We start from the raw sequence: 24,862 nt of genomic DNA on the forward strand, positions 1-24,862 counted from the left end.
AATCGTCAAGAACCTGAACGCGAATGTCGGTGCCTCGGTCAGCTCGGGCGCGGTCGTCTGCGAGATCAAGGACTGAGCCCCCGCCCTTGACCGGAGTGTGCAGGCTCCTGCCCGTATCGGGTGGGAGCCTGCCCGTTTTCTTATGGCATCTTTCTGCCAGACGCTGGGCCGGGGGGCGTGAGTGACGGACTATGGAAATGCAGGTGCATCGGTTCTCCCCCGTCACGGGGGCGGGGGAGACCGAAAGGTCCGTTCGCCCGGCGATGACCGTTTCGGCTTCTGGGGCGCCCGACTACGCGGCCTCGCTGAAGTCCGGGCGGTTCGGGTGCTCAGTTCTTGAGGGTTCGGTCCAGGAAGCCCAGGACGGTGTCGGCGTAGACGTCCGGTTGGGTCTTGATGCCCTGGAGATGCTCGGTGTCCGGCAGGGTGTGCACCTCGGCCAGCGGATAGCGCTCGCCCAGCGCCCGTACCCCGGCAGCGGGGATCATGGTGTCGTGCTCACCGGCCAGGAAGAGCATGGGCGTTCGCTCGTACGCACTCTCGGCCGCCGGGGGCCACTGCACCCGCAGCATCGCCACCGCCGCCGACGAGGCGACCTTCTCCAGCACGGCGCGCGAGGGCCCGGACCGCAGCGGGCCCGGGACCGGCACCCCGTCGGAGGCGACGAAGTTCCGGAACAGCGGGGCCAGTTCAAGGGCCGGGCCGCTGTCGCAGACCACCGCGTCCACCGGGCAGTCCTGCCCCCTGCCGAGCATGTAGAAGGAGGGGAAGGTGGAGATGGAGAAGCCGTAGATGGCGATCCGCGCCCCGGCGTACTCCTCCTGTGCGCGCAGGTACCGGACCACGGCCACTACATCGTCCGTATGACGCTCGCTCATGCCCCAGCAGGCCCGGTCGGCCACGCTCTTGCCGTGGTTGCGGTGGTCGAAGAGGGCGACCGTGTAGCCCGCCTGGTGCAGCAGTTTGGCCTGGGACAGGCTCGCGGACTTGCTCAGCCCCAGCCCGTGGCCGAGCACCACCACCCGCTGGGGATCGCCGGGGCAGAGCCAGACATGCAGCCCGCGCCCCTTGAACCCGTCCAGCTCCACCATGACCTCGGTGCTGTCGATGCCCAGGTCGGCGGGGGTCTTGTGATGGCGTTTGCGTGGCGGGTGATAGATGAAGTATGAGAGGAACGCCCCGTACAGCGGTGCCACCGGGAGGGTGGCCGCGGAAGCCGCCTTCGTCAGGAATCCCGTCGCCATGTTGCAAACCCCCATCACCGGTTGTGCACGGACGTGCGCGATCGTAGTGCCGCGACCCCCTGACCGGGTCGGCCGCGAGGTGAACGTGTCCTAACTCACCGAGTGCTGCGGTGCGGCAACACCGCGTCGCCGTACGGGCGTTGGACCAGGCCGGGAGGGCCGCGGCGACAGCTTCCTGCCGTGCCGCCGGACGGGTGAGCCGGGTCCGCCCCTGTACCGTCGTCCCGACGGGACGCCGGATGGCGACGAGTTGCGCGGAGGAGCCGAACAGTGCCGTTCACCAGCCCGGCCGACCCCACCCGGAATCCCGGGTCCTGGGGGCCGGCCCGTGCCCTGCCCCGCCCGGAGAACCGGCCCGCCCCCGGTGAGGTGGCCGTCTGGCTGCTGCGGATACCACCCGCCGTCGCCGCCGCCGAGGAGGCCGCCGGAGTTCTGGACGAGCGGGAGCGCGAGCGTGCCGCGCGCTTCCGCCATGCCACCCTGCGGGAGCGCTATGTCGCCTCGCACGTGGGGCTGCGCACTCTGCTCGGCGGCTATCTCGGGACCGACCCGGCGGCGGTGGAGTTCGCCCGGGAGACCTGCGGAATGCCGGACTGCGACAAGCCCCACGGCCGCCCCGCCCTGGCCGGGGACCCCACCTTGGCTTTCTCCCTCTCCCACGCCGGGGACGCCGCGCTCTACGCGGTCGCCGGGGTGACCGTCGGCGCCGATATCGAGGGGCGCGAACCCCGGCGTGCGGGCACCCGGCTGACCGGGCTGATCGGCCAGCTGCACCCCGGGGAGCGGGCGGCGATCGACGCGCTCCCCGAGGAGCTGCGGGAGGAGGCGTTCCTCAGCTGCTGGGTGCGCAAGGAGGCGTTTCTCAAGGGCATCGGCACCGGACTGCCCGGTGGGCTGCGTACCCATTACGTCGGCCTCGCCGAGGGGCTGGCGCCCGCGGACGCGCCACCCGGCCCGGACGGCTGGACGCTCGCCGATGTCGACGCGCCCCCCGGCTACCACGCGGCGGTCGCGGTGCGCGGCGACCGGGCCCCGGTCGTCACCGTGGGCGGGCTGCTGCTGGGCTGAGCGCCGCGTGCCTCCGGGCCGCGGGCCCGGGGCGCTGTCGGTGCGGCGGCGTACCGTCGGGGGTATGTGCAGATCCATCAAGACACTCCGCTCGCCCTACGCCGAGACCGTCACCGAAGAGGACATGCGCGCCGCGGCGCTCCAGTACGTGCGCAAGATCTCCGGCTTCCGGCAGCCCGCCGCGCACAACGCGGAGGCGTTCGACCGCGCGGTCGAGGCGGTCACCGCCGCCACCGGGCAGCTGCTGGGCTCGCTGGAGGTGCGCGGCGGGGCGCGCTGAGCGGCGGCCATGTCATGAGCTACGTCATGGCCCCACAACGCGGCCGGGCGTCCTCGGAAAACCGAGAACGCCCAGGTCAGCTGCCTGATCATCGGTGCGCCGCCAGGGACTCGAACCCCGGACCCGCTGATTAAGAGTCAGCTGCTCTAACCAACTGAGCTAGCGGCGCCTGCTGACGACGTAAATACTACCCGGTTCCGGAGGGTGCTCCTGACCACCGGCCGTGGGGCGGAACCGGCCGGGCTGGGACAGGACCTAGATGGTCAGGGAGAGCAGCATCGGGGCCGCTTCCCGGTTGAGGGTGTAGGCGGCCTGGTGCAGCCGGTGGGCATGCTCCAGCGGGAGCGAGAGGGCGAGGCAGCCGACCGACTGGCCCGCGGTGATCGGCACGGCCGCGCAGACGGTGCCGACCGCGTATTCCTGGAGGTCGAGCACGGGCACGGTGGCGGGCTGGCTGTCCAGCTTGCGGAACAGCACCTTCTCGTTGGTCGTCGTGCGGGAGGTGAGCCGCACGGTCTTGTGGCGGGAGAGATGGTCCCGGCGGCCGTCGTGGTCGAGCTGGGTGAGCAGGCATTTGCCGACCGCCATGGCATGGGCCGCGGACCGGAAGTCCACCCACTCGTTGACCCTGGGCATCCGCGGGCCGTCGGCGTACTGCGTGATCTTGACTTCGCCGTCCACATAGCGGCTGAGGTAGACCGCGGCCCCCACCGAGTCGCGCAGCGCGGCCAGCGACTGCTGGAGCTTGTCGTCGACGGCGTGGACGCGGTCGGCGGCGGCGGAGCCGAGCAGCGTCAGGGATTCGCCGCCGATGTACGCCCCGTCGCCGATCTGCTCCACATAGCCCTCGCGGCGCAGCATCCGCAGCAGATCGGTGAGCTGGTGGGCGGGCAGCCGGGTCTCGCGCGCGATGACGGTGTCGTCCACGCCGCCGGAGTGCTTGGCGACGACCTCCAGGATGCGGAGGGCATGCTGCACCGAGTGGAATGGCGCGGTCGGCTCGGGCTTGAGCGCCACGGTGTCCCCCCTCGCAGGTTGTGACCGCCTACCACGATAGCCGCCAAGGGCTGTGCGGGGAGCGGGTGTTGAGCATTTTGACGGGGGCTACGCACTCCGTCAGCAGCGGGGCATTTCCCCGGCATATGCCATGAGCATGCCCCCGCCGTGATCGGCGGGGGCATGGTGTCTCTCGGGCTAGAGAACCGCGCTCAGGAACTCACGGGTCCGCTCGTGCTCCGGCTCGGTGAAGATCTTCTCCGGCGGGCCGGACTCGATGACCCGGCCCGAGTCGAACATCAGGACGTCGTCCGAGATGTCCCGGGCGAAGTTCATCTCGTGGGTGACACAGAGCATGGTGATGTCGGTGGTGTGGGCGATGTCGCGCAGCACGTCCAGCACCCCGGCCACCAGCTCCGGGTCCAGCGCCGAGGTCACCTCGTCCAGCAGCATCACCTGCGGGCGCATGGCCAGCGCCCGTGCGATCGCCACCCGCTGCTGCTGTCCGCCGGACAGCTGCGTCGGATAGGAGTCGCACTTGTCGCCGAGGCCGACCAGGTCGAGCAGCTCCCGCGCCCGCGTCTCGGCCTCGTCCTTGCTCAGCCCCAGGACGTGCACCGGGGCCTCGGTGATGTTGCGCAGCACCCGCATATTGGGGAACAGGTTGAACTGCTGGAAGACCATGCCGATCTTCTTGCGCACCTCACGGGTGTGCTTCTCGCCCGCGGGGACGAGCTTGCCGCCCTTGTCCTCGTGGGTGAGGTACGCCCCGTCGACCTTGATCGTGCCCTCGTCGGGCTTGAGCAGCGTCATCAGCAGCCGCAGGATCGTGGTCTTGCCGGAGCCGGACGGGCCGATCAGGGTGACGTGCTTGCCCGAGGAGACCGAGAAGTCCAGGTTGTCCAGGACGACGTTGTCGCCGAAGCGCTTGGTCACCTGGTCGAAGCGGATCAGTTCACTGCCGTCCACGGCAGGATTCGTGTGGTCGGTTTCAGTGGCCAAGACGACGCTCCAGGGCTCGCATGAGAAGGGATGCCGGATAGGCGATGAGGATGAAGGCGATGCCGACCATGGTGAACGGCTCGATGTAGTTGAAGGACGAGGAGCCCTCGGCCCGCGCCTTCTGCAACATGTCGACAACGCCGATCAGCGCGAGCATCGGGGAGTCCTTCAGCATCGCGATCACGTAGTTGCCCAGGGCGGGCACCACGCGGCGGATCGCCTGCGGCAGGATCACCGCCGTCCAGGTACGGCCGCGGGAGAGGCTGAGCGCGGTGGCCGCTTCCCACTGGCCCACCGGCACACCGTCGATACCGGCCCGGTAGACCTCGGCGGTGTACGTGGAGTAGTGCAGCCCCAGTGCGATCACACCGGTGGTGAGCGCCGAGAACTTGATGTCCCAGGTGGGCAGCACATAGAAGAAGAAGAACAGCTGGACCAGCAGCGGGGTGTTGCGGGTGAACTCCACGACCGCCGACACCGGCCAGCGTACGAAGCGGCTGGGGGAGCGGAAGGCCAGCGCCCACACCAGGCCCAGTGCGAACGCCAGCACCGAGCCGAGGGCGGTGGCCTCCAGCGTGATCAGCAGTCCATCGCCCAGCTCGGGGAGAAAGTCCTTGGCTACGTCCCAGTTCCAGTTCACTGGACCCCACCTCCAGTGATCAGGTTGGACGACTGCTCGGTCTCCTGGCGGGGGGTGAGCTTCCGCGTCACCAGCGCGCCGCGCTTCTCCGGGATCTGCCCGATGCCCGCCTTGGCACGCCGCTCCAGCATCCGCATCAGCCGGGTCAGCACGAAGGCCAGCACGAAGTACATGACCAGGATGATCGTGTAGATCTGGGCGCTCTCACCGGTCGCCAGCCGGGAGAGCTGACCGGCGAAGGTGATGTCGGCGACGTTCACCGCGGAGACCAGGGCCGTCCCCTTCAACAGCTCGATGAGCAGGTTGTTGAAGGGCGGGATCATCTCGGGTATCGCCTGCGGCAGGATCACCCGGCGCATCCGCTGCGCGGGCGTGAAGCTGAGCGCGATGGCCGCCTCGCGCTGGGCCGGGGCCACGGACGCGATGGCACCGCGCACGATCTCCGAGCCGTAGGCGCCGTAGGTGAGGCCCAGTGCCAGAACCGCCGCCCACATCGGGAACAGCTGCCAGTGGAAGGCCAGCGGCATCACGAACGCCAGCCAGAACATCAGCACCAGGGCCGAGGTGCCGCGGAAGATCTCCACGTAGAAGCCCGAGAGGAAACGGACGATCCACAGCGGCGAGGTGCGCGCCAGCCCTATACCGAAGGCCACGACGGTGGCGAAGGCGGCGCTGTACAGGGTCAGCTGGATCGTGATCCAGATGCCCGGGAGGAGCCAGTGTTCCCACAGTCCGGCTGTCATTTGCACAGCTCCTCTGCGGTCAGATCGGTCATCTCTTCCTTGGTGAAGCCGAACGGCCGCACGATCCGGAGCAGTTCGCCGCTCTTCTTCAGCTTGTGCAGCTCTTTGTTGAAGGCGTCGCGCAGCTTCGTCTCCTCCGGCCGGAAGGCGAAGCCGCCCGCTCCGATGTCCGGCTTGCCGTCCACGTAGGCCTGGAACGGCTCGGTCGCCTCCGCCCGCTGGCTGTTCCGCTGCTTCACCACGTTGTGGACGGTCACGGTCGTGCCCGCGAAGACATCGGCCCGGCCCTGCTCCACGGCCAGCAGACCGGCCAGCTGATCAGGAAGGATCAGCATGTCGCCCTGCTTCACCCCGGCGGCCTCCGCGTAGCCGATCTGGGCATAAGCGGTACCGGTGGCCATCTTGGCCTTCGATTTCGCAATGTCGTCGTAATTGTGGAGATTCTTCGGATTCCCCTTGCGCACGATGAACGCGTCACGCATGCGGTAGTCGGGGTCGGAGAAGATCACCTGAGCGCAGCGCTCCGGATTGATGTACATCCCCGCCGAGACCACATCGAACTGCTGCGATCGCAGACCCGGGATCAGTGACCCGAACTCGGTCGGCACCGGCTGGACCCTGTCCACGCCCAGCCGTTTGAAGATGACCTTCGCGATTTCCGGTGCTTCACCGGTGAAATCGCCGTTTTTGTCGATATAGCCGAATGGGATCTCCCCCGCGATTCCCAGCCGTACCGTCCCCTGCGACCGCAGCCGCTCCAGCAGATTGCCCCCGTCCTTGGCACCAGAGCTGGACACCCGGCTACAGCCGACCGCGCCCAGCAGACCCAGGGCCGCGCCGCCGGCCAGAAGCGAGCGGCGCGCAAGCCCTTTTCCTCTGCTTTCGATGTCGTTCCCACGTGGTGGAGCCATGGGCGCGCGACTACCCGACTCGGCGAAATGTATGCAGGCTGTTTCCAGCCCTTGATCTAGTCGATGCTGGGTATATCCCTACGACAGCATTGGCTCCGAACTGACCTGGAGGAATGTCCATGGTTGACCGAGCTGACCGGTTCATCGAGGTCTCGCTCGACAAGCGCGGGGTGACCTGCACGGCGAAACTCCTTGACGATCGTGCGCCGATCACCTGTGAGGCGGTCTGGAACGCGCTCCCCCTGGGGGGTGATGTGTACCACGCCAAGTACGCGCGGAACGAGATCTACACGTTGCTGCCGCCGTTCGCGCCGGAAGAGCCCCCGCTCGAGAACCCGACGATCACCCCCATCCCGGGCGATCTGTGCTACTTCACCTTCACGGACACCCAGCTCGGAACCAACTCCTACGGTTACGAGACGGACGCCAAACACCAGGGGCGTACGCAGGTCATCGACCTCGCGCTCTTCTACGAGCGGAACAACCTGCTGATCAACGGTGACGCGGGATGGGTGCCCGGCATCGTGTGGGGCACCGTCGTGGACGGCCTGGACCGCATGGCCGACGCCTGCCAGGACCTGTGGCGGGCCGGTGCGCTGGGGGAGACCCTGAACTTCCGCCGGGCATGACGTATCGCCGGACGGACCCGGTCGGTCCGTCCGGCGCACGATGACGCTTCGGGGCTCAGGTGGTCGGCGTGGTCCCGGACGCCGCGGGCTCAGGCGGCGGGTGGACGTACGCCGTCCGCCAGGCCCGCTTCGTACAGCGCGTGCGCGGCCCGCAGCACCAGCGCGTCCGCATGGCGCGCGCCCACCAGCTGCACCCCGATCGGCAGCCCCTCCGAGGACAGCCCGCACGGCATCGACGCCGCGGGCTGCTGGGTGAGGTTGAACGGATAGGTGAACGGCGTCCAGCCGGTCCACCGGGTGTGCTCCGAGCCCGGCGGCACCTCGACTCCCGCCTCAAAGGCGGTGATCGGCATGGTCGGGGTGACCAGCAGGTCGTACGCCGAGTGGAACCGGCCCATGGCGTGGCCGAGAGCCATCCGCACATCCACCGCCGCCAGATAGTCCAGCGCGCTGTACGCCGCCCCCTGGGCGCAGATCTCACGCAGCCCCGGGTCCAGCAGCTCCCACTGCTCCTGCTTCAGCGGCTGCACCACCCGGGCGGCGCCGCTGAACCACAGCGTGTGGAACGCCTCCACCGGATCCTCGAACCCCGGGTCGATCTCCTCGACCACCGCGCCCAGCCGCTCCAGCAGGTCCACCGCCCGCCGGACCGCCGTGGCCACCTCCGGGTCCACCGACGCCGTACCGCCGAGCGCGGGGCTGTAGGCCACCCGCAGGCCGTCGACCCCGCCGCCGCCCGCCGTGATCGCGTCACGGAAGCCCGCGCCGCCCTCCGGCGGGGGCGCCAGCTGGGACCAGTCGCGCCAGTCCGCACCGGAGATGACATCCATCAGGAGCGCCGCGTCGGCCGCGTCCCGGGTCATCGGTCCCACATGGGCCAGGGTCCCGAAGGCGCTCGCCGGATAGAGCGGAACCCTCCCATAGGTGGGTTTGAGCGCGAAGATGCCGCAGAAGGACGCCGGGATGCGGACCGAGCCACCGCCGTCCGTCCCCAGGCTCAGCGGACCCGCCCCCAGCGCCACCGCCGCCGCGCTGCCGCCGCTGGAGCCGCCCGCGGTCCGCCCCGGGTCGTACGGATTGCCGGTCACGCCGTGGACCGGGCTGTCCGTGACGCCCTTCCAGCCGAACTCCGGGGTGGTCGTCTTGCCGACGAACACCGCGCCGTGCTCCCGCAGCCGGGCCACCGAGGGCGCGTCCTCGTCCCACGCCCGACCCTCCGCGCGCACGGTCCGCGAACCGCGCAGCGTGGGCGCGCCCCGCTGCAACAGGATGTCCTTCACCGACACCGGCACCCCGTCCAGCAGCCCCAGGGGGGCGCCGCGCCGCCACCGCTCGGCGGACTCCTCCGCCTGCCGCAGCGCCTCCTCGGCGTTCATCCGGCAGAACGCGTTGACCTCGGGCTGGATCTGCTCGATCCGCTGGAGGGCGGCCCGGGTGGCCTCGACGGGGGACAGCTCACCGGAGGCGTACCGCTCCAGGAGCTGAACAGCGGTCAGGGCGTGGATATCGGTCATCCAACTCTCCGTTCGGGGTCGTGCGTTCAGTCCACCGGTACGTATCCGAGTCGCTTGTCGACGACGTTGAGCAGCGGCTCACCCGCGGCCCAGCGGTCGTAGTTGTCCTGGAACTGCTCGGCCAGATGATCACGCCAGCCGACCGTGTCGCCGCTCATATGGGGCGAGACGAAGAGCCCCGGCACATCCCACAGCGGATCGTCGGCGGCCAGCGGCTCATGCTCGAAGACATCCAGCGCCGCGCCGGCGATCTGCCGGGCGGTCAGGGCCGCCGAGAGGTCCTTCTCGACCACCAGGGGGCCGCGGCCGACGTTGATGAACCGGGCGGTGGACTTCATCCGGGCGAACGCGGTCCGGTCGAACATCCCGCGGTTGGACTCGGTGAGCGGCGCCGCGCACACCACCCAGTCGGCCCGGGAGAGCAGCTCGGGCAGCTCGTCGCCGCCGTGCACCCCCTCCCGCGCGGTGCGCCCGACCAGATCGACGACCACGCCGAGCGCGGCCAGGGTGGAGCCGATGGCCCGGCCGATGGGGCCCGCGCCGACGACGACCGCGCGGCTCCCTGCCAGCCGCATGGTCTCGCGGTGCTGCCAGCGGCGCTGCCGCTGGAGCTCCCAACTCCCGTGGAAATCCTTGGCCATGGCGATGACCAGGCCCGCGACATACTCGGCGATCGGCTGTTCGAAGACACCGCGGGCGTTGGTCAGCACGGTGTCGGAAGCGGTCAGTTCCGGGGACAGCAGGCGGTCGACGCCCGCGCTCGCGGTGTGCACCCAGCGCGGCCGGGGCCCCTCACCGGGCCAGGCGTCGCGGACCGCGTCGGAGGTGAAGTCCCACACCAGGAGGACATCCGCGGTGGGGAGCTGTTCGGGCAGGGAACTCTCGTCGCAGACCACGACCCGGGCCCGGCCGGCCAGCCGGTCCAGCCGGATCGGAGGCTGATCGCCGAAGACGACAACAGTGGTTTCGGACATAGGCGGGAAACCGTTTCGAAACGTGGGTGGGTTTGGCTGAACCAAGCCTGGGCAGGCGCCTCAGTTTGCAGGATTGACCACGCTAGGCAGCGGAAACTACCGTCGTCAACAACGGCATCTGTTCCGGCGTCCCGGCATCAGGCCGGCATCTCTGTATCTCTGGCCAATGGTCCAGCCCTCCGTTCTGATTTGGGGCTCGATATGGACGTCTCCTTCCTCGGTGGCCCACAGCCGCAGCTCGGCGTGGGTGTCGTAGCACCGTTCGACTTCGCTCTCGACCGAGAGCTGTGGCGCTGGGTGCCGGACGAGGTCTCCCTGCACCTCACCCGGACCCCTTTTGTGCCGGTCGAGGTCAGCCTTGACCTGGCACGCCTTGTCAGCGAGCACGAGACTTTGCACGAAGCGGTGCGGGCGCTGAGCGCGGTCGCACCGGAGGTGGTGGCCTACGCCTGCACCTCCGGCAGCTTCGTCGGCGGTGTGGCCGGCGAGCGCGCGATGTGCGCGGCCATGACCCAAGCGGGGGAGCTTCCCTCGCTGACCACCTCGGGCGCCTTGCTGGAGGCGCTGCACGAGATCGGCGCGCGGCGGGTAGCGGTGGTCACGCCGTACACCCGGTCGGTGACCGACTCGCTGGAGGAGTACCTCGGTGAGGGCGGTATCACCGTCACCGGGCGTGCCTATCTCGGACTGACCCGGCACATCTGGAAGGTGCCCTACCGCGATGTGGTCGACATGGCGCGGGAGGCGGTGGTCGGGTCCACCGACGCGCTGTTCATCAGCTGCACCAATCTGCCGACCTACGACGTGATTCCGCAGCTCGAGGCGGAGCTGCGGATGCCGGTGCTGTCGGCCAACCAGGTGACGATGTGGGCGGCGCTGCGGGCGATAGGCGCCCGGGCCGTCGGGCCGTACCAGGCGCTGCTGGATCCGGCCGCCCGGTCCGGTCCGGCGGGGATGTCCTCGTCGTCGCTGAGCGCGCCGGTCGCCGAGCAGGTGGCCGACGCCGAACCGGAGCCCGAGGCGGCGCTGGCCGGTGCGACGTCACCGGTGCCGGACATGGAGCCCGGGGAGCTGGATCCCGGGTTCGGCCCCGGGATCGGGGAGGGCCCGTACCTCGACGACGCGGGCGGCCCGCCGCCGGTGTGAGGTGCCGGGGCGAACCGGCGGAACGGGGTGAGGGGCCGGACAGTCACTCGTTTGGCCCCTCGGTCGGTGCCCGGATCGTTTGGTGATCCGGGACGGCTCCGCGGGGTGAGTTCGCCTGGCGGTTCCGCAGGGTGGTCCGCGGGACGAGTCCGCCGGGTGGTCCGCGGGTGGTCTGCCGGTGGTTCGCCCGGTGGTTCGCCGGGTGAGAGGGAACCCGGCGGGCGTCCGCGGTGTAGAAGAAGTGACAGAGCAGGGGCGGCGCTCACGGGGGTCGCCGGTTAGGAGGCAGTGCTAGTGGTAGCGGACATGACGCATCCGGTCCCGGACACGGTGGGCTTTCTCTACCCCGGATATTCCGCCGAGGACGACTATCCGCGCCTGGAGGGCATCCTGGGCGGCGGTGTCCGGCTCCCTCTGGTCCATACCGATATCGGTGAGGACGCCCACCGGGTGGACGCGTTGCTGGAGATGGGGTCGGCCCGGCGGCTCGCGGCCGGGGTCGGCGAGCTGAAGGAGCGCGGCGCTCAGGCCGTGGTCTGGGCCTGCACCAGCGCCAGCTTCGTCTTCGGCTGGGAGGGCGCGCATGAGCAGGTGCGCGAGCTGGGGGAGACGACCGGGCTGCCCACCTCCAGCACCTCCTTCGCCTTCGCCCATGCGGTGCAGGCGCTCGGCGCCGAGCGGGTCGCCATCGCCGCCACCTATCCGGAGGATGTCGCCGAGCTCTTCCGGGCCTTCCTCAAGGCGGCGGGCGCGGAAGTGGTCTCCACCCGGGGCAGCGGCATCATCACGGCCGCGGAGGTCGGCACCTGGGGCCGTGACGAGGTGCTGCATCTGGCTCGGGCCGGAGACCACCCCGAGGCGCAGGCGGTGCTGCTTCCGGACACCGCGCTGCACACCGCCGCCTGGCTGCCCGATCTGGAGGAGGAGTTGGGCAAGCCGGTGCTCACGGCGAACCAGGTCACGGTCTGGGAGGGGCTGCGGCTGCTGGGCCGTGAACCGGCCCATGACCGGCTGGGCACCCTGTTCGCCAAAGCCGGGCGCTGACAGCGGCGGGGATTCCGAACGGGCTTGGCACACCGGGGAGTTCGGGTCCGCGAAGTTCCCCGGCCCATGGTGGCTTCCGCGGTGGCGGGGGCGGCCTGGTCGCAGGCGGGGGCGGCCGGGTCGTTTCGTCCGTCCGCCGGGAATAAAGCGGAGACGTTCTCCGGTTGGTCCGGTTGCGGTGCCACGGGCTGCCCCGTGGCACCGCAACCGGACAAGAGCGACCAGGGAGGCGGGCCACCGTGGCCGATGAGCGGGACCGGCAAGACGAACAGCGCGACACCGTCCGGGGCGAGCCCCTCGGCAGCGCGCCCGTACCCCTGTCGGTGCTCGATCTGGCGACCGTCGGCAGCGGGGTGACCGCCCCCCAGGCGCTGAAGACCTCCGTCTCGCTCGCCCGGCTCGCCGAGCGCCGCGGTTTCCACCGCTTCTGGGTGGCCGAGCACCACTCCATGCCCGGTGTCGCCAGCTCCTCCCCGGCCGTGATCCTGGCTCATCTCGCCGCCCACACCGAGCGCATCCGGCTCGGCTCGGGCGGGGTGATGCTGCCCAACCACGCACCGCTCGTCATCGCCGAGCAGTTCGGCACCCTGGAGGCGCTCGCCCCCGGCCGGGTGGACCTCGGGCTCGGCCGGGCGCCCGGCACCGACGGCGCCACCGCCGCCGCACTGCGCCGCACCGACCGGCTGCGCGAGGGCGCCGACGAGTTCCCGCAGCAGTTGGCCGAGCTGATCCGGTTCCTCGACGACGACTTCCCGGACGGCCACCGCTACGCCCGGATCCACGCCGTGCCCGGACCCGTGCAGGGCTCCGTCCCCGGCGGGGTGCAGTCCGCCGACCGGCCCTCGGTGTGGCTGCTGGGGTCCAGCGGGTTCAGCGCCCGGCTCGCGGGCACCCTCGGTCTGCCGTTCTCCTTCGCCCATCACTTCTCCGCCGCGAACACCCTCCCCGCGCTCGACCTCTACCGCGAGACCTTCCGCCCCTCCGCCGTACTGGACCGGCCGTATGCCTCGATCGGCGTCTCCGCGCTCGCGGCCGAGGACGGCAAGGAGGCCCATCGCCAGGTGCTCACCGGCGCGCTGTCCATGATCCGGCTGCGCACCGGCCGCCCCGGTCTGGTCCCCACCCCCGAGGAGGCCGAGGCATATCCCTTCAGCGAGCTCGAGCGCGACTTCGTGGACAGCTGGCTGGCCAATGTGGTGTACGGGATACCGGACGAGGTCCGCGAGGGGCTCGACGGGCTGGTCAAGCGGACCGGGGCCGATGAGCTCATGATCACGGCCACGGCGCACGGCCGTGAGGCGCGGCTGTGTTCCTACGAGCTGATCGCCGACGCCTACGGCCTGCCGGACAAGGACGCCTGACCGAGGACGTCCGATCGCAAGCGCCCGACCCCGGATGCCCGATCGCAAACGTCCGGCCGCGGGCGCGCCCGATCGCGGACCGGTGTGCCGCGGCGCTATGACGCCGCCGAGGATGCCGGGGACGTGGTGATCATGGCCTGGATACGGTCCGGCGGCACCGGGCGGGAGTAGAACCACCCCTGCCCGGTGTCGCAGCCGATCCGCCCCAGCCGCTCCGCCTGCTCCGCGCTCTCCACACATTCGGCCGTCACCGTCAGCCCCAGCCGGTGGGCGAGTTGCACCAGCGCCTCCACGATCGTCTCGTCCGCCGGGTTCGGATGCTCAGCCGTCCGGAAGCCCTGCACGAACGATCCGTCCAGTTTGAGCGTGGAGACCGGCAGCCTGCTGAGATAGGCCAGGTTGGAGTAGCCGGTCCCGAAGTCGTCGATGGCGATCGCCACCCCCATGTCGCTGAGCCGCTGGAGCGCCTGGAGCGGACGTCCGGCCGAGCCCATCACCGCCGACTCGGTCAGCTCCAGTTGCAGCAGATGCGGCGGCAGCCCGGTCTCCTGGAGGATCGCGCCCACATCGGCGACCAGGTCCGAGTCCCAGACCTGGCGGACCGCCACATTGACGCTGACCACCAGCGGACGCAGCGGATGGGCCCGCTGCCAGGCGCGGGCCTGGTGGCAGGCGGTCCGCAGCACCCACCGGCCGAGCGGCACGATCGCGCCGTTCTCCTCGGCCAGCGGGATGAACCGGTTCGGCGACAGCCGCCCGAACTGCGGATGGTCCCAGCGCACCAGCGCCTCCACCCCGTGCACCACCCCGTCGACCAGCCCCACCAGCGGCTGGTAGTCGAGCACGAACTCCTCCCGCTCGACCGCCGGGCGCAGGGTGCTGGACAGCGCCTGACGGGTCATCCGGTGGGCGTTGCGCTCGGGGTCGAAGAGGGTCCAGCGCGCCTTGCCGTCCTCCTTGGCCCAGTACAGCGTGGTGTCCGCGGCCTGCATCAGCCAGGTGGTGTGGGTACCCGCGGCGGGCCGCTCCACCACGCCGATGCTCGCCGATACCGACAGTCGCTGGCCCACCACGTCGAACGGCCGCTGGAGCGCGGCCAGCACCGACCGGGCCAGTTCACAGAGCTGTTCGGTGCCGGTGGAGTTCTGTACCAGCAGGGCGAACTCATCCCCGCCGAGCCGTGCCACCAGATGGCCGCCGGGCGCCGCGCATTCGGTCAACCGCTGGGCCACCGCGCCCAGCAGCCGGTCGCCGATCCGGTGGCCGAGGGTGTCGTTGACCGCCTTGAAGCCGTCCAGATCGAGATAGCACAGCCCGATCCGACCGGTGCCCTCCTGGTCGTAGGCGGCCGACTCCAGCGCCGAGGCCAGCCGCTCGAAGAAGAGATGGCGGTTGGGCAGCCGGGTCACCGGATCGTGCAGCTGGAGATGGCGCAGCCGCCCCTGGAGGTCCCGCCGGTCGCTGATGTCCGCCATCGACAGCAGCATGCTGCAACTGTCCGCGGCGGGCTCGATGGTGATCTCGGCCCACAGCGCATGGCCGTCGGTGTGCTGGAGGCGGCGGGTGCAGCACAGCCGCGCCCGGCGGCCGCACAGCACCTCGCGGTACTCGCTCCAGGTCCGCGGATCCTCCCGCAGATCGGCCAGCTCGGCGGCGCTGCGGGTGGCCAGCAGGGCCGGATCGGTGCCCAATAACGCGCCGAGCGCCGGGTTGGCGTCCAGCACTCTGCCTTCGCGGTCGACAACGGCCATCGCCAGCCGGGCCGCGTTGAAGGCGGCGCGATAGTCGGCGGGCACGGCGCTCGGGGGAGCGCCGGTGCCGGGACCGGGTGCGCCGGAGCCTTCCCCTGGAGGTGGAACGCTGGGCGCCGCATTACGCTCTGTGATATTCGGCAGTGTCGCGCCGGGCGCGCGGCCCTGCCCGTCGGGGGTTCCGCTCACCGCTCGCTCCCACGTGGCGTTCGTCGTGGCCAGGTCTGTCGTACACGTCTTGCGCATGTCTCACACCGGGTGCCGGACGGGCCGAGATCGCCCGTTCACCGAGGGAATCCCCGTGGGAAATGTGCCGATCATAGAGGCTCACACTCCGGGCATTCCATCGACGTCATCGCGCTCACCGCCGCCTTGACCGTGTGTTTGGTCGTAACTGTTCGACTCTGCGCGGGCCAACGGCCCGCCTGACCGATTGTGACCGTCTGTTACGTACCCGCATCGCGGCCGGTTCACTCGACCGGTCCAGCCGAACAGGGCGTACCGCCCCTTTCGACCTCAGGGTGGAGGGGGTGTTCCGACTACGCCCGGGAGGCCGACATGGTGCGTCCTCAGGTACCCGAGGGGGTGCACCGACCCTCCCGGCTACGGCCTGCCGGAGCCGTCCTGACCTGCCTGAGCGCCCTGATCACCACATCCGTGCTGGCGGGCCCCGCGGCCGCGGCGAGGGCGGGCGGCCCCTGTGATCTGGAACGCACCGGAGCGCATCATTCCGAGGGCCTGGACAGCTGGAACTCGCGCTATCCGCGCCCGGCCCATGCGCTGAACGCGGTGATGGTCTTCCTCCGCTTCCCGGATGCGAAGCCGAAGGTGACCCCGGACCGGCTGGCCGCCGACCACACTCCCGCCACCGCCGACTTCTTCAAGCGCTCCTCCTACGGGAAGTTCGGGCTGCGGGTGCATCCGTTCAAGAACTGGATCACCATGCCCCAGGCGTCCACCGCGTACGCCATACAGCGCGACTGGAACTCCGGGCGGCGGGCGGCCTATCTACGGGACGCCATCGCCGCCGCCGATCCGCGGGTGGACTTCGCCCGCTACGACATCGTCTATCTGGTCGCCGACCCCGACGCCCCAGGTGTGGACGCCGACGCGACCAAGGTGGTCAACTTCGAACGTCCGCTGCGTGCGGACGGTATCGATCTGCGTCGGCTGGTTACCGTTTTTGAGCACCACCCGCCGGACCGCAATGTCCTCGCCCATGAGACCGGCCATGTCTTCGACCTGCCCGACCTCTACCACCGCCCCAAGGACACCGACAACAGCGGTGAGTGGGACACCTATGTCGGCGACTGGGACCTCATGGGCAGTCAGTTCGGACTGGCGCCGGACCCCTTCGGCTGGCACAAGTGGAAGCTGGGCTGGCTCAGCGATCGCCAGGTCGCCTGCGACCGCGCCCTCGGTTCGCGGAGGTACACCCTCCACCCGCTCGCCGCCCCCACGGCTCGCCGCCGCGCCGCCGACACCCGGACCCGGCTGGTGGTGGTCCGCACCGGCCCCACCACTGCCCTGGCCATCGAGGCCCGCGAGCGCTACGGCAACGACGCCCATGTGTGCACCGAGGGTGTGCTGGTCTACCGCGTGCACAACGACACCGCCTCCGGTGACGGCCCCATCCAGGTGCTCGACGGCCACCCCGCCAGCTCCGCCTGCTGGAACGAATCGGTCTACCCCGCCCTGGCCGACGCCCCCCTGGGCGTCGGGGACAGCCTGTCCGCCAAGGACGAGGCCGTCCGGGTCACGGTGACCGGCCGTACCACGGGCGGCGCCTGGAGCATCAAGGTCACCCGCCGTGAACTGGGCCCCTAGGCCTCGCCACGTCGTTCCCGCCGTGCCCCGACGGCCGAGTCACGGGGCGCGCGGGTGGTGGTCGGGGTTGGGTTGGGGCGTTATGACCACCGGTGATCAAGCCGCCTTCTAGGTGGCGCTCCGAGACTGTGGGCCCGTTTTGACCTCAGGCGCCCGGGAGTTGAGCATGACGCGATACGCGAATCTGGCGGAGGCCCTGAAGGAACGTGCCCTCCAGCGCCCGAGCCATGACGCGCTGGTGCATCAGGCAGGGAGCGGGGCCGCCGCACCGGTCCAGCGGCTCTCCTACGTCGAGCTCGACGCCCGTGCCACCATCGTGTCCGCCTGGCTGCGGGCCCGCGACGCCGGTGGCCGACGGGTGCTGATCGCCATGGACCCCGGGCCGTACGCGGCGGTGGCCCTGCTCGGCTGTCTGCATGCCGGAGCCGTCGCGGTGCCGGTGCCCGCGCCGTCCGACTCCCGGACCGACGCCGAGCGCACCGCCGCCATCGCCCGCGACGCCGCCGTGGACCTCGTCCTCACCGAGACCGCGCACGCCACCGAGACCTCGCGCCGTCTCTCGCTCGTGGGCCGCGCCGATCTCACCTGCCTCGCCGTCGACGGACTGCGGCCGGACAGCCGCCCCCAGCACGCCCGGGAGACCCAGGCCCCCGCCCGCACCGGCCCCGACAACCTCGCGTTGCTCGCGTACGACTCCGGCCCCGCCACCGCCCCGCGCGGGGCCCGGCTCACCCATGGCAATCTCCTGACCGCCATGGTCGCGCTGCGCCGGGCGCTGGGCTCCGGCCGCCGCTCCCGGATCGGCGGCTGGCTGCCCCGCCATCACACCCCCGGCCTGGTCGGACAGCTGCTGCATCCGCTCTGGCTGGGCGCCACCGCCGTCACCCTGCCCGTACACGCCCTTCGCGCCGACCCGGCCGCCTGGCTGCGGGCGGTCAGCCACCACCGGATCACCGAGACCGTCGCCCCCGACACCCTCTACGCCCGCAGCGCCGCCGTGGCCACCGACGAGCTGCTGGCCGGACTGGACCTGTCCCACTGGCGGACCGCCCTGAACGCCGGGGAACCGGTGTCGGCCGCCACCATGGCGACCTTTCCCCGCCGCTGCGCCGCCGCCGGACTGCGGACCGGGACCCTGGTCGCCGGCTATGTCCCGGCCGAGGGCGCCCCGGTGCTGTTCGCCACGGGACGCGGCACGGTGCCCGGGGCCGACGCCGCGGTTGTCGACCCGCTGACCGCCCGCCGGCTGCCGGACGGGGCGACAGGGGAGATCTGGCTGCGCGGACCGGCCGTCACCACCGGCCACTGGGGCGGACCGCCGGACACCGCGCCCCTGTTCGCCGCACGCGCCGCCGAGGGGGCGGGTGGCTTTCTGCGCACCGGCGACCTCGGGCTCGCCGTGGACGGCGGGCTCCGGATGGCCGGACGGCTGCGGGACACCCTGCTGGTGGATGGGCTCACCCTGCACCCCCAGGACGTCGAACGCGAACTGCTGTGCCGCGGACGCCCGCTGGGGTCCGCGCGGGTCTTCTGCGACGGCCTCGGCACCGGTCGGCTGGTGGTCGTCCAGGAGGTCCGCGCGGCGGGCGGCGCCCGCACCCGGCTGCCGCTGCTGGCCGCGCGGATCAGAGCCGGGGTGGCGGAGGAGTTCGGGGTCTCCACGGGCGCACTGCTGCTCGTCCGCCCCGGCACGGTGCGCGGGGTCGGCGCGGTCAAGGTACGCCGCTCCCTGCTGCGCGAGCGCTATCTCCGCGGTGAACTGCGCGCCCTGCATGCCGAGTTCGCGCCCGGTCCTGCCGAACCGGCGTGCGGCGGCGCGGCCTGACCGCCCGCGCACGGCTCGCGCGCAATAAGGGACGGGTGTTCGACGGGCGGATTCGGCCGGATTCGGTGAAACGGCTGCGAGGATGCGGGAATACTTGCCACGGGGCGATAATGGGGCGGAACACAACCGGGGGCCACATGGTTCGCGTGCTCATAGCCGAAGACATGCATATGCTGCGCAAGGCCCTGGTCGCCTTGCTGGAATTCGAACCCGATATCGAAGTTGTGGCGGAATTCTCCAGTGGCACCGATATTCTGCCGCGCGCCCGGGAACTCCGTCCGGACGTCGCCGTCCTGGACATCGATCTGCCGGGCATGGACGGTCTGACCGCTGCCGCGGAGTTGCATACCGCCGTCCCCGAATGCCGGACCATGATGCTCACCAGCCTCGGCCGCCCCGGGAATCTGCGCCGGGCCCTCGCGGCCCATGTCTCGGGCTTCCTGCTGAAGGACAGCAGCCCGGACAAGCTGTCCGACGCGATCCGCGCGGTCGCCAAGGGCGAGCGGGTGATCGACCCCCAACTGGCGCTGGCCGCCCTGGATGACGGTCCACAGCCGCTGACCCCGCGTGAGCTGGAGGTGCTCCGGCTGGCCTCCGAGGGGGAGGAGTCGGCCCAGATCGCGGCCACGCTCTTTCTGTCGGTCGGGACGGTCCGTAACTATCTGACGTCCGCGGTGACCAAGCTGAACGCCCGGAACCGGGTCGACGCCATCCGGATCGCCCGCGAGGCGGGCTGGATCTGAGCCCTGGCGTTTCTGAGCCCTGGCGTTCTCGAAACGACGTTCTTCAACGGGCTGGCTTCACGGGGCGGGCTCGAAGGGGTGTACTCCTCGCGGCCAGCAACGGGCGGGCCTCGCAGGCTGGTTCACGCCCCTCCCACGGCCCCGTTCACGCCGTCACGGCCGGCCCCGGGCCGTACTCCTCCTCCGCCCCGCGCCGCGCCCGCCGCTGTGGCTCCGGATCCGGCTCCGGCTCCATGGACACCTCCAGCTCCGCCCGCAGCTCGAACCAGCCGTCCGGGCGCACGCCCGCGCGCAGCCGTCCGCCCAGGCTCTCCAGCCGCACCTTGAGGTTGCCGATCCCGCTGCCGCCGTCCGTACTGTCGGCGCGCAGGATGGTGGAGGGCTTGCCCACCCCGTCGTTGACCAGGGTCAGCCGGACCCGGCGCCCGGTGCGCCGCGCCTCGATCGCACAGTGCTCGGCCTTGCTGTGGCGCAGCACATTGGTCAGCCCCTCGCGCAGCACACTCGCGAGCACCGTGTCCACCAGCTCGGGCAGCTTGCCGCAGCCGATGTCCGAAGTCGCGCTGATCCCGGCAGCGGCCAGCATCGACCGCGCGGACTCCGCCTCCGCCGACAGCGACATGGTGCGATAGCCGCTGGCCACCGCGCGGACGTCGGCCAGCGCCTGGCGGGAGGTCTGGAGGATTTCCGACAGCTCCCGCTGGGCACGGGAGTTCTGCCGCGGCACCAGCCGGTGCACCAGCTCACACTTGAGGGTGATGGTGGAGAGGCTGTAACCGAGCAGGTCGTGCACATCCCGGGAGAACCGCAGCCGCTCCTGGGCGACCGCCAGCCGGGCCAGTTCGGCCCGCGACCGGGAGACCTCGGCGACCAGACCGGACAGCCGGGAGAGCCCGAAGACCACCAGCCCGGTCAGCGCCGTGGAGACCGTGGTGTACCCGACCTTGCCCCATCCGAAGCCGACCTGGAACAGCAGCACATCGGTACAGAGCAGCACGGTGGTGAACGCCGTCCAGCCGAGCGCCGGGGAGAGCATCAGCAGTGCGGAGCCCGCCAGGAATCCCGGCATGCCCAGCCACGCCTGTTTGAAGACCGCGAACGGCAGAAAGGTCAGCAGCGCCTGCAACACCAGCGTCCACTGCCGGGCCTCGGCGAGCCGTGGTGCCAGTCCCGGGAAGGAATGGGTCAGTTGGAGACCCAGCAGCATCGCCATCGGCACCAGGGCCAGCATCAGCTGCGCCGAGCCCATCGCGCGGCCCGAGGGGCGGGCGTCCACCACATAGGTCACCGCGACGCAGAAGTAGCCCAGGAGGACCACCACGGTGATGACAACAGCCAGGCGCGGCGCCAGGTTCTCGTAAGGGCGCGGCCGGTTGTCCCCGGCATCGCCGGGAAAGAGGCTCCGCTGCACTCGTCCTCCGGATGGTCGGGCCGGATTGGGCGGCTTGCCCGAGAGTATCCGATCTAAGCCGCAGGTGGAGAGGTCGCGTAGCGCGTTGATATGACGCCGAGTGTGACGAGGGAGCACCGAGGATCACAAGAAGAGGGGAATGGGATTGAGACTTCGGTAGGAAGTGGGGCCGGGGAGACGGCCGAGGGCCACCGGAACGTCGAAGAGGCGGCCGGGCGCGAACCGGGGCCAGTGCGGGCGCAGTCCGGGGACGAGCACCTTGGCCACGGGCAGTCCGACATCGGGCCGGGTCTGGTCCAGGACCAGCAGTTCCATCCCGCGGCGGCGGACCATCTCACCTATGGAGGCCGGAGAGAACTGATCCGGTGGCACGGATATCTCTCGCGGTACGGCGGCCGGATCCGCGGTCGGAGCGGCCGGATCCGGGATCAGATGGGGCTGGTTGGCGGTGGTCGCGGTACGGAACCAGCGCAGCGCCCCGGGGTCGGTGGCGCCGTAGCCACCGCCGTCGGCACGGGCCTCGACCACCGCCGGAAGCATCTGGTTGAGTTCGGCGAAGGCGTGGCACAGCGCGGTGAGCCGGTCGGGATGGGCGCCGAAGCCGAGGGTGATGTCCTCGGCGGGCTTGTCGGTCCGGCGGGAGAGTGCCGCGACCACCGGAATGCCGAAGTCCGTGGTGAGGTCCAGGGCCCACACCTCCCGCTGCAGCCCGGTGTGGAGTCGGCGCACCTCGTCCGGCCAGGGATCGTCGAGGGCGTCCAGGGGGATCCCGGGCTGCCGGGTGCGGTTGTACCACCACAGGGCGACCGCGTCCCGCTCCACCAGCTCCAGGAAGCCGCGGACCACCGCGTCCTCCAGGGTGCCCCCGGCCGCCGCCCCGTTGGAGTCGGCCCGGCAGAAGCGGCGGCCCGGGGCCTGCGGGGCGCCGTAGTACAGCAGCGCGGTGGGCAGCAGCCGGTGGCGCTCGGCGGTCAGCGACCACACCGGGGTCCAGTCCAGCTCCGCGGTCTCGTCGAACGGATCGTGGATGCGGTGCCGCGCGGGAGCCGTCCGGTCCCGGAACTGACGGGCGGCGAAGAGCTGGACGGCGTCGGGGTGGACGGCGTCCCCGGGGTCCAGATCGCGGTAACGGGCCCGCTGCCGCGGCTCGTCCCCCTGGAAATGGCCGCTGTAGTGCTCCAGGGCCTCGCACAGGGCGCCCGCGCGGGCCTGTTCGGCGGTACGGCCCTTGCCGTGGGCCGCGGCGCCCAGACCGGCGCGCAGCGCGTCCAGACCGGACAGGAGGTCCGCCCCGGTGAACGAAGGGTGGCGCGCATGGAAGCAGTTGAGCCCCTCGGGACCGCGCGGATCGCGGCGGATCTCGGTGATCAGCCCGGTGACCGGGTCCATCAGATGTCCGTAGGTCTCCAGCACGCGCCGGGGCGAGGTGTCCGCGGCGGCGGGACCGCGCCGCGCCGCCAGGTCCAGCGGGGCCCGCACTCGCGACGCGACCAGCCCCGGTTCGCCGCAGCCGGCGCACTGCGGACGGCGGACGAGCGGATGCCGGTCCACGGAGGCGGTGAGGCTGTCCAGCACGGACAGCGTGCGCTGGCCCGGATGCCGGTGCCCGGCCAGCCACTTCGCCGCCTCCAGGGCGGCGAACTGAAGGGCGGCGGCACGGCTTGCGGGCAGCGAGGCGGGGGGCCTGGGCACCGGCCCGGAGCGGCCCAGTCTGCGCTGGAGGTACGCCTCGGCCTGGCGTCCGCGCCACAGCCGGTCGGCCAGACACGACCAGCAGGGGTCGTCGGGGGAGCCGAGGAACGGGCCCAGCCACGCCTGGGTGCCCACGGGTTTGACGGGCAGCCAGCGACGGCCGGAGGCACGGTGCTCACGGTCGACGGCGGCGAGTCGGGGGTCGAGATAGTCGTCGCACACCACAAGGGTGAGATCGGCATCGCGATGTTGACGCTGCCCCATCGGGCTCCTGACAGCGGGGAGTTCGGGATCCTCACCGGTCCGGGGTGCGTCCGCCGCCGTTCCGTCCGGGGTCCGCAGACCGGCCGCCCACAGTGCCCCCAGGACCTCCTCCGGATCGGTGGAGCCGAGGCTCAGCGGCGCCACGACGGCCGTCGCGGGGGCCACCGGGCACGCGGCCCTGCCGCTCTCCGCGCTCAGCCCGGCCAGCTCCCAGTAGGCCTCCTCCGGGCCCGGCAGACCGGCGCGCCCGCGCTCGGACACCAGCCCCGCCTCCCGGAGCCGGGCTATGACCAGCTCGGCCTGTTCGGCGGGGACGGCGCTCGCCCGGTCCGCCGCGGCGGCCGCCTCGACGAGGATGCGCGCGAGATCCCGGGAACCGTCGAGCAGCGGGGCGAGGGTGGCGATGGTCCGCCCGTGGAGCGCCGTGACGCCGTGCTCGGAGACGAGATAGACGGCCTCGCCCGGGACCGGCTCGACCCGCAGATGCGGGGTGAAGCCCAATTCCCCTGACATCCGGCCGTCAGTCTCCGGCGGTGCAGATGCAGATGCAGGAGCGCGGTGCGACAACTCCCCGGGCGGCGTCCGTGAGTTCCTCGATGATCAGGTCGTCCTGGAGAGCCGGAAGCGATGCGGCCACTGCGGTGCCCGGCACGACGGGCGCCAACTCGGCGGTGCTGGAGGGGGATGTGAAAGCGGGCGCGTCGATCATCGCGCTCTCCTCGGATGAGAGGGGCAGTTCCCTGGGGAAGGCCGCGGAGCGGCCACATGCAGGTCACTACCTATCTTGTCGCCAAGGTATGAATTTATCATGGTTTTGCACCCTGCAACTCATATGGGGTTCGGTATTCCGGCACTGGCCGGGGACATCCTCCGCACGCGAGTCTCTTAGGTGCCTCGGTGGCAGGGCCGCGCGGCCAAGAGGCACTTGACGGACCGTTGACGGAGGTACAGGACCATGGACATCAAGGTGTTGGGCCCGCTGAGCGTCGAAGCGTGCGGTCAGTCGATCGTGCCCAGCGCGGGCAAACCGCGGCAGATCCTCGCACTGCTTTCCGTCTACGCCAACCAGATGCTGCCGGTGCCCACTCTTATGGAGGAAATCTGGGGCACTCAGATGCCGCGCAGCGCACTGACCACCTTGCAGACCTATATCCTCCAGCTCCGCCGGAGACTGGCCGCCGCCTACGGCCCGCAGGCCCCCGATGCCTCGAAGAGCGTCCTGGCCACCCGTTACGGCGGCTATGTGCTGGAGGCCCAGCCGGGCGCGGTGGACATCCACGAGTACGACCGCCTGGTGGCCGCGGGGCGTGACGCGCTGGACGCGGGGGACGATGTGGAGGCGTCCCTGCTGCTGCGCGAGGCCCTCGCCGTCTGGCGCGGTCCGGCGCTGGTGGATGTGCGGGTCGGACCGGTCCTGGAGATCGAGCTGGCCCGGCTGGAGGAGAGCCGTCTCGGCGTCCTGGAGCGCCGGATCGAGGCTGATCTGCGGCTCGGTCGTCATGCCGAACTGCTCACCGAGCTCACCGAATTGACCGCCCGCCATCCCCTGCACGAGGGGCTGCACGCCCAGTGCATGGCCGCCCTCTACCGGGCCGGCCGCCCCTGGCAGGCGCTGGAGGTCTACCAGGGGCTGCGGGCCAGGCTGGTGGAGGACCTCGGCCTGGAGCCGTCGCCCCGGTTGCAGAAGCTCCAGCAGGCGGTGCTCGCCTCCGACCCCGCCCTCGATCTGGACGCGGACGCCCAGTGGCGGCGTCCGGTGCTCGACTTGTTCGCCGCGTAACCCGCATAACCCGCCCG

The 24,862-nt window shown here is 71.0% G+C and carries 22 protein-coding genes and 1 tRNA gene; 10 read left to right on the plus strand and 13 right to left on the minus strand.

The features are described 5' to 3' along the window. Positions 1–329 precede the first annotated feature (329 nt). Positions 330–1,244 carry an alpha/beta hydrolase gene (locus JK363_RS14995; RefSeq protein WP_201875392.1) on the minus strand — a complete coding sequence of 305 codons (915 nt, stop codon included), beginning with the start codon at positions 1,242–1,244 and terminating at the stop codon, positions 330–332. A 270-nt stretch (positions 1,245–1,514) separates the two neighbouring features. On the opposite strand from JK363_RS14995, the gene JK363_RS15000 reads away from it, so the two are divergent. After that, positions 1,515–2,312 carry a 4'-phosphopantetheinyl transferase family protein gene (locus tag JK363_RS15000; protein WP_201875393.1) on the plus strand — a complete coding sequence of 266 codons (798 nt, stop codon included), beginning with the start codon at positions 1,515–1,517 and terminating at the stop codon, positions 2,310–2,312. A gap of 64 nt (positions 2,313–2,376) precedes the next feature. Beyond that, complete coding sequence (locus JK363_RS15005) at positions 2,377–2,592, plus strand: DUF2277 domain-containing protein (RefSeq protein WP_201875394.1); 216 nt, start codon at positions 2,377–2,379, stop codon at positions 2,590–2,592. A 95-nt stretch (positions 2,593–2,687) separates the two neighbouring features. Here the strand turns inward: JK363_RS15005 and JK363_RS15010 are convergent. The 6 genes from JK363_RS15010 to ehuB form a co-directional block, all read right to left on the minus strand. Further along, a tRNA-Lys gene (locus JK363_RS15010) sits at positions 2,688–2,761 on the minus strand. 86 nt (positions 2,762–2,847) lie between these two features. Continuing rightward, positions 2,848–3,609, minus strand: coding sequence for an IclR family transcriptional regulator (locus JK363_RS15015; protein WP_201875395.1), 762 nt, complete (start codon positions 3,607–3,609; stop codon positions 2,848–2,850). Between the two features lie 177 nt (positions 3,610–3,786). Beyond that, positions 3,787–4,557 (minus strand): ectoine/hydroxyectoine ABC transporter ATP-binding protein EhuA, encoded by a 771-nt coding sequence (ehuA, locus tag JK363_RS15020; RefSeq protein ID WP_201875708.1) that lies wholly within the window; start codon positions 4,555–4,557, stop codon positions 3,787–3,789. A gap of 22 nt (positions 4,558–4,579) precedes the next feature. Next, the gene (gene ehuD / locus JK363_RS15025) at positions 4,580–5,230 is read right to left on the minus strand and encodes an ectoine/hydroxyectoine ABC transporter permease subunit EhuD (RefSeq protein WP_201875396.1); all 651 of its coding nucleotides are present in this window, start codon (positions 5,228–5,230) and stop codon (positions 4,580–4,582) included. Further along, entirely contained in the window at positions 5,227–5,973 is a 747-nt protein-coding gene (ehuC, locus tag JK363_RS15030; protein ID WP_201875397.1) for an ectoine/hydroxyectoine ABC transporter permease subunit EhuC, read from the minus strand. Before ehuC ends, ehuD begins: the two co-directional genes overlap by 4 nt. Next, entirely contained in the window at positions 5,970–6,884 is a 915-nt protein-coding gene (ehuB, locus tag JK363_RS15035) for an ectoine/hydroxyectoine ABC transporter substrate-binding protein EhuB (RefSeq protein ID WP_201875398.1), read from the minus strand. Before ehuB ends, ehuC begins: the two co-directional genes overlap by 4 nt. 119 nt (positions 6,885–7,003) lie before the next feature. Between ehuB and JK363_RS15040 the strand changes: the two genes are divergently transcribed. Then, positions 7,004–7,513 (plus strand): DUF3830 family protein, encoded by a 510-nt coding sequence (locus JK363_RS15040; protein ID WP_201875399.1) that lies wholly within the window; start codon positions 7,004–7,006, stop codon positions 7,511–7,513. Positions 7,514–7,602: 89 nt separating this feature from the next. On the opposite strand, the gene JK363_RS15045 is transcribed toward JK363_RS15040, so the two are convergent. Next, positions 7,603–9,027 (minus strand): amidase, encoded by a 1,425-nt coding sequence (locus JK363_RS15045; RefSeq protein WP_201875400.1) that lies wholly within the window; start codon positions 9,025–9,027, stop codon positions 7,603–7,605. 26 nt (positions 9,028–9,053) lie between these two features. Then, positions 9,054–10,001, minus strand: coding sequence for a D-2-hydroxyacid dehydrogenase (locus JK363_RS15050; RefSeq protein ID WP_201875401.1), 948 nt, complete (start codon positions 9,999–10,001; stop codon positions 9,054–9,056). Positions 10,002–10,202: 201 nt separating this feature from the next. Between JK363_RS15050 and JK363_RS15055 the strand changes: the two genes are divergently transcribed. The 3 genes from JK363_RS15055 to JK363_RS15065 all read left to right on the plus strand — a co-directional run bounded on the left by JK363_RS15055 (position 10,203) and on the right by JK363_RS15065 (position 13,552). Beyond that, positions 10,203–11,147, plus strand: a complete 945-nt coding sequence (locus JK363_RS15055) for a maleate cis-trans isomerase family protein (protein WP_201875402.1) — start codon at positions 10,203–10,205, stop codon at positions 11,145–11,147. Positions 11,148–11,453: 306 nt separating this feature from the next. Then, positions 11,454–12,191, plus strand: coding sequence for a maleate cis-trans isomerase family protein (locus JK363_RS15060; protein WP_201875403.1), 738 nt, complete (start codon positions 11,454–11,456; stop codon positions 12,189–12,191). 239 nt (positions 12,192–12,430) lie between these two features. Next, entirely contained in the window at positions 12,431–13,552 is a 1,122-nt protein-coding gene (locus tag JK363_RS15065) for an LLM class flavin-dependent oxidoreductase (RefSeq protein WP_201875404.1), read from the plus strand. Between the two features lie 95 nt (positions 13,553–13,647). On the opposite strand, the gene JK363_RS15070 is transcribed toward JK363_RS15065, so the two are convergent. Continuing rightward, positions 13,648–15,549 carry a putative bifunctional diguanylate cyclase/phosphodiesterase gene (locus tag JK363_RS15070; protein WP_201875405.1) on the minus strand — a complete coding sequence of 634 codons (1,902 nt, stop codon included), beginning with the start codon at positions 15,547–15,549 and terminating at the stop codon, positions 13,648–13,650. Between the two features lie 312 nt (positions 15,550–15,861). Between JK363_RS15070 and JK363_RS15075 the strand changes: the two genes are divergently transcribed. The 3 genes from JK363_RS15075 to JK363_RS15085 all read left to right on the plus strand — a co-directional run bounded on the left by JK363_RS15075 (position 15,862) and on the right by JK363_RS15085 (position 19,698). Continuing rightward, positions 15,862–17,130, plus strand: coding sequence for a M6 family metalloprotease domain-containing protein (locus tag JK363_RS15075; protein ID WP_201875406.1), 1,269 nt, complete (start codon positions 15,862–15,864; stop codon positions 17,128–17,130). Positions 17,131–17,296: 166 nt separating this feature from the next. Further along, entirely contained in the window at positions 17,297–18,955 is a 1,659-nt protein-coding gene (locus tag JK363_RS15080; RefSeq protein ID WP_201875407.1) for an AMP-binding protein, read from the plus strand. Positions 18,956–19,092: 137 nt separating this feature from the next. Then, positions 19,093–19,698 (plus strand): response regulator transcription factor, encoded by a 606-nt coding sequence (locus JK363_RS15085; RefSeq protein ID WP_201875408.1) that lies wholly within the window; start codon positions 19,093–19,095, stop codon positions 19,696–19,698. 145 nt (positions 19,699–19,843) lie between these two features. Here the strand turns inward: JK363_RS15085 and JK363_RS15090 are convergent, their stop codons facing one another. The 3 genes from JK363_RS15090 to JK363_RS15100 all read right to left on the minus strand — a co-directional run bounded on the left by JK363_RS15090 (position 19,844) and on the right by JK363_RS15100 (position 23,774). After that, on the minus strand, positions 19,844–21,109 hold the full coding sequence (locus tag JK363_RS15090; RefSeq protein ID WP_201875409.1) for a sensor histidine kinase: 1,266 nt from the start codon (positions 21,107–21,109) through the stop codon (positions 19,844–19,846). 123 nt (positions 21,110–21,232) lie between these two features. Next, on the minus strand, positions 21,233–23,578 hold the full coding sequence (locus JK363_RS15095) for a TOMM precursor leader peptide-binding protein (protein WP_201875410.1): 2,346 nt from the start codon (positions 23,576–23,578) through the stop codon (positions 21,233–21,235). A 7-nt stretch (positions 23,579–23,585) separates the two neighbouring features. Next, a complete protein-coding gene (locus JK363_RS15100) occupies positions 23,586–23,774 on the minus strand; it encodes a hypothetical protein (protein WP_201875411.1) in 189 nt (62 codons plus the stop codon). Positions 23,775–24,020: 246 nt separating this feature from the next. Between JK363_RS15100 and JK363_RS15105 the strand changes: the two genes are divergently transcribed. Continuing rightward, the gene (locus JK363_RS15105) at positions 24,021–24,845 is read left to right on the plus strand and encodes an AfsR/SARP family transcriptional regulator (protein ID WP_201875412.1); all 825 of its coding nucleotides are present in this window, start codon (positions 24,021–24,023) and stop codon (positions 24,843–24,845) included. Positions 24,846–24,862 lie beyond the last annotated feature (17 nt).

The sequence above is a fragment of the Streptomyces coffeae genome (assembly GCF_016741875.1).
In the GTDB taxonomy this organism is placed as follows: domain Bacteria; phylum Actinomycetota; class Actinomycetes; order Streptomycetales; family Streptomycetaceae; genus Streptomyces; species Streptomyces coffeae.

Excerpts from the sequence above, each read along its gene's own strand:
- JK363_RS15075 (WP_201875406.1), top strand. The coding sequence starts at position 15,862 with ATGGTGCGTCCTCAGGTACCCGAGGGGGTGCACCGACCCTCCCGGCTA.
- JK363_RS15045 (WP_201875400.1), bottom strand. The coding sequence starts at position 9,027 with ATGACCGATATCCACGCCCTGACCGCTGTTCAGCTCCTGGAGCGGTAC.
- JK363_RS15050 (WP_201875401.1), bottom strand. The coding sequence starts at position 10,001 with ATGTCCGAAACCACTGTTGTCGTCTTCGGCGATCAGCCTCCGATCCGG.
- JK363_RS15055 (WP_201875402.1), top strand. The coding sequence starts at position 10,203 with ATGGACGTCTCCTTCCTCGGTGGCCCACAGCCGCAGCTCGGCGTGGGT.
- JK363_RS15070 (WP_201875405.1), bottom strand. The coding sequence starts at position 15,549 with ATGCGCAAGACGTGTACGACAGACCTGGCCACGACGAACGCCACGTGG.
- JK363_RS15080 (WP_201875407.1), top strand. The coding sequence starts at position 17,297 with ATGACGCGATACGCGAATCTGGCGGAGGCCCTGAAGGAACGTGCCCTC.
- JK363_RS15005 (WP_201875394.1), top strand. The coding sequence starts at position 2,377 with ATGTGCAGATCCATCAAGACACTCCGCTCGCCCTACGCCGAGACCGTC.
- JK363_RS15100 (WP_201875411.1), bottom strand. The coding sequence starts at position 23,774 with ATGATCGACGCGCCCGCTTTCACATCCCCCTCCAGCACCGCCGAGTTG.
- JK363_RS15105 (WP_201875412.1), top strand. The coding sequence starts at position 24,021 with ATGGACATCAAGGTGTTGGGCCCGCTGAGCGTCGAAGCGTGCGGTCAG.
- JK363_RS15040 (WP_201875399.1), top strand. The coding sequence starts at position 7,004 with ATGGTTGACCGAGCTGACCGGTTCATCGAGGTCTCGCTCGACAAGCGC.
- ehuB (WP_201875398.1), bottom strand. The coding sequence starts at position 6,884 with ATGGCTCCACCACGTGGGAACGACATCGAAAGCAGAGGAAAAGGGCTT.
- JK363_RS14995 (WP_201875392.1), bottom strand. The coding sequence starts at position 1,244 with ATGGCGACGGGATTCCTGACGAAGGCGGCTTCCGCGGCCACCCTCCCG.
- JK363_RS15095 (WP_201875410.1), bottom strand. The coding sequence starts at position 23,578 with ATGTCAGGGGAATTGGGCTTCACCCCGCATCTGCGGGTCGAGCCGGTC.
- JK363_RS15085 (WP_201875408.1), top strand. The coding sequence starts at position 19,093 with ATGGTTCGCGTGCTCATAGCCGAAGACATGCATATGCTGCGCAAGGCC.
- ehuC (WP_201875397.1), bottom strand. The coding sequence starts at position 5,973 with ATGACAGCCGGACTGTGGGAACACTGGCTCCTCCCGGGCATCTGGATC.
- JK363_RS15060 (WP_201875403.1), top strand. The coding sequence starts at position 11,454 with ATGACGCATCCGGTCCCGGACACGGTGGGCTTTCTCTACCCCGGATAT.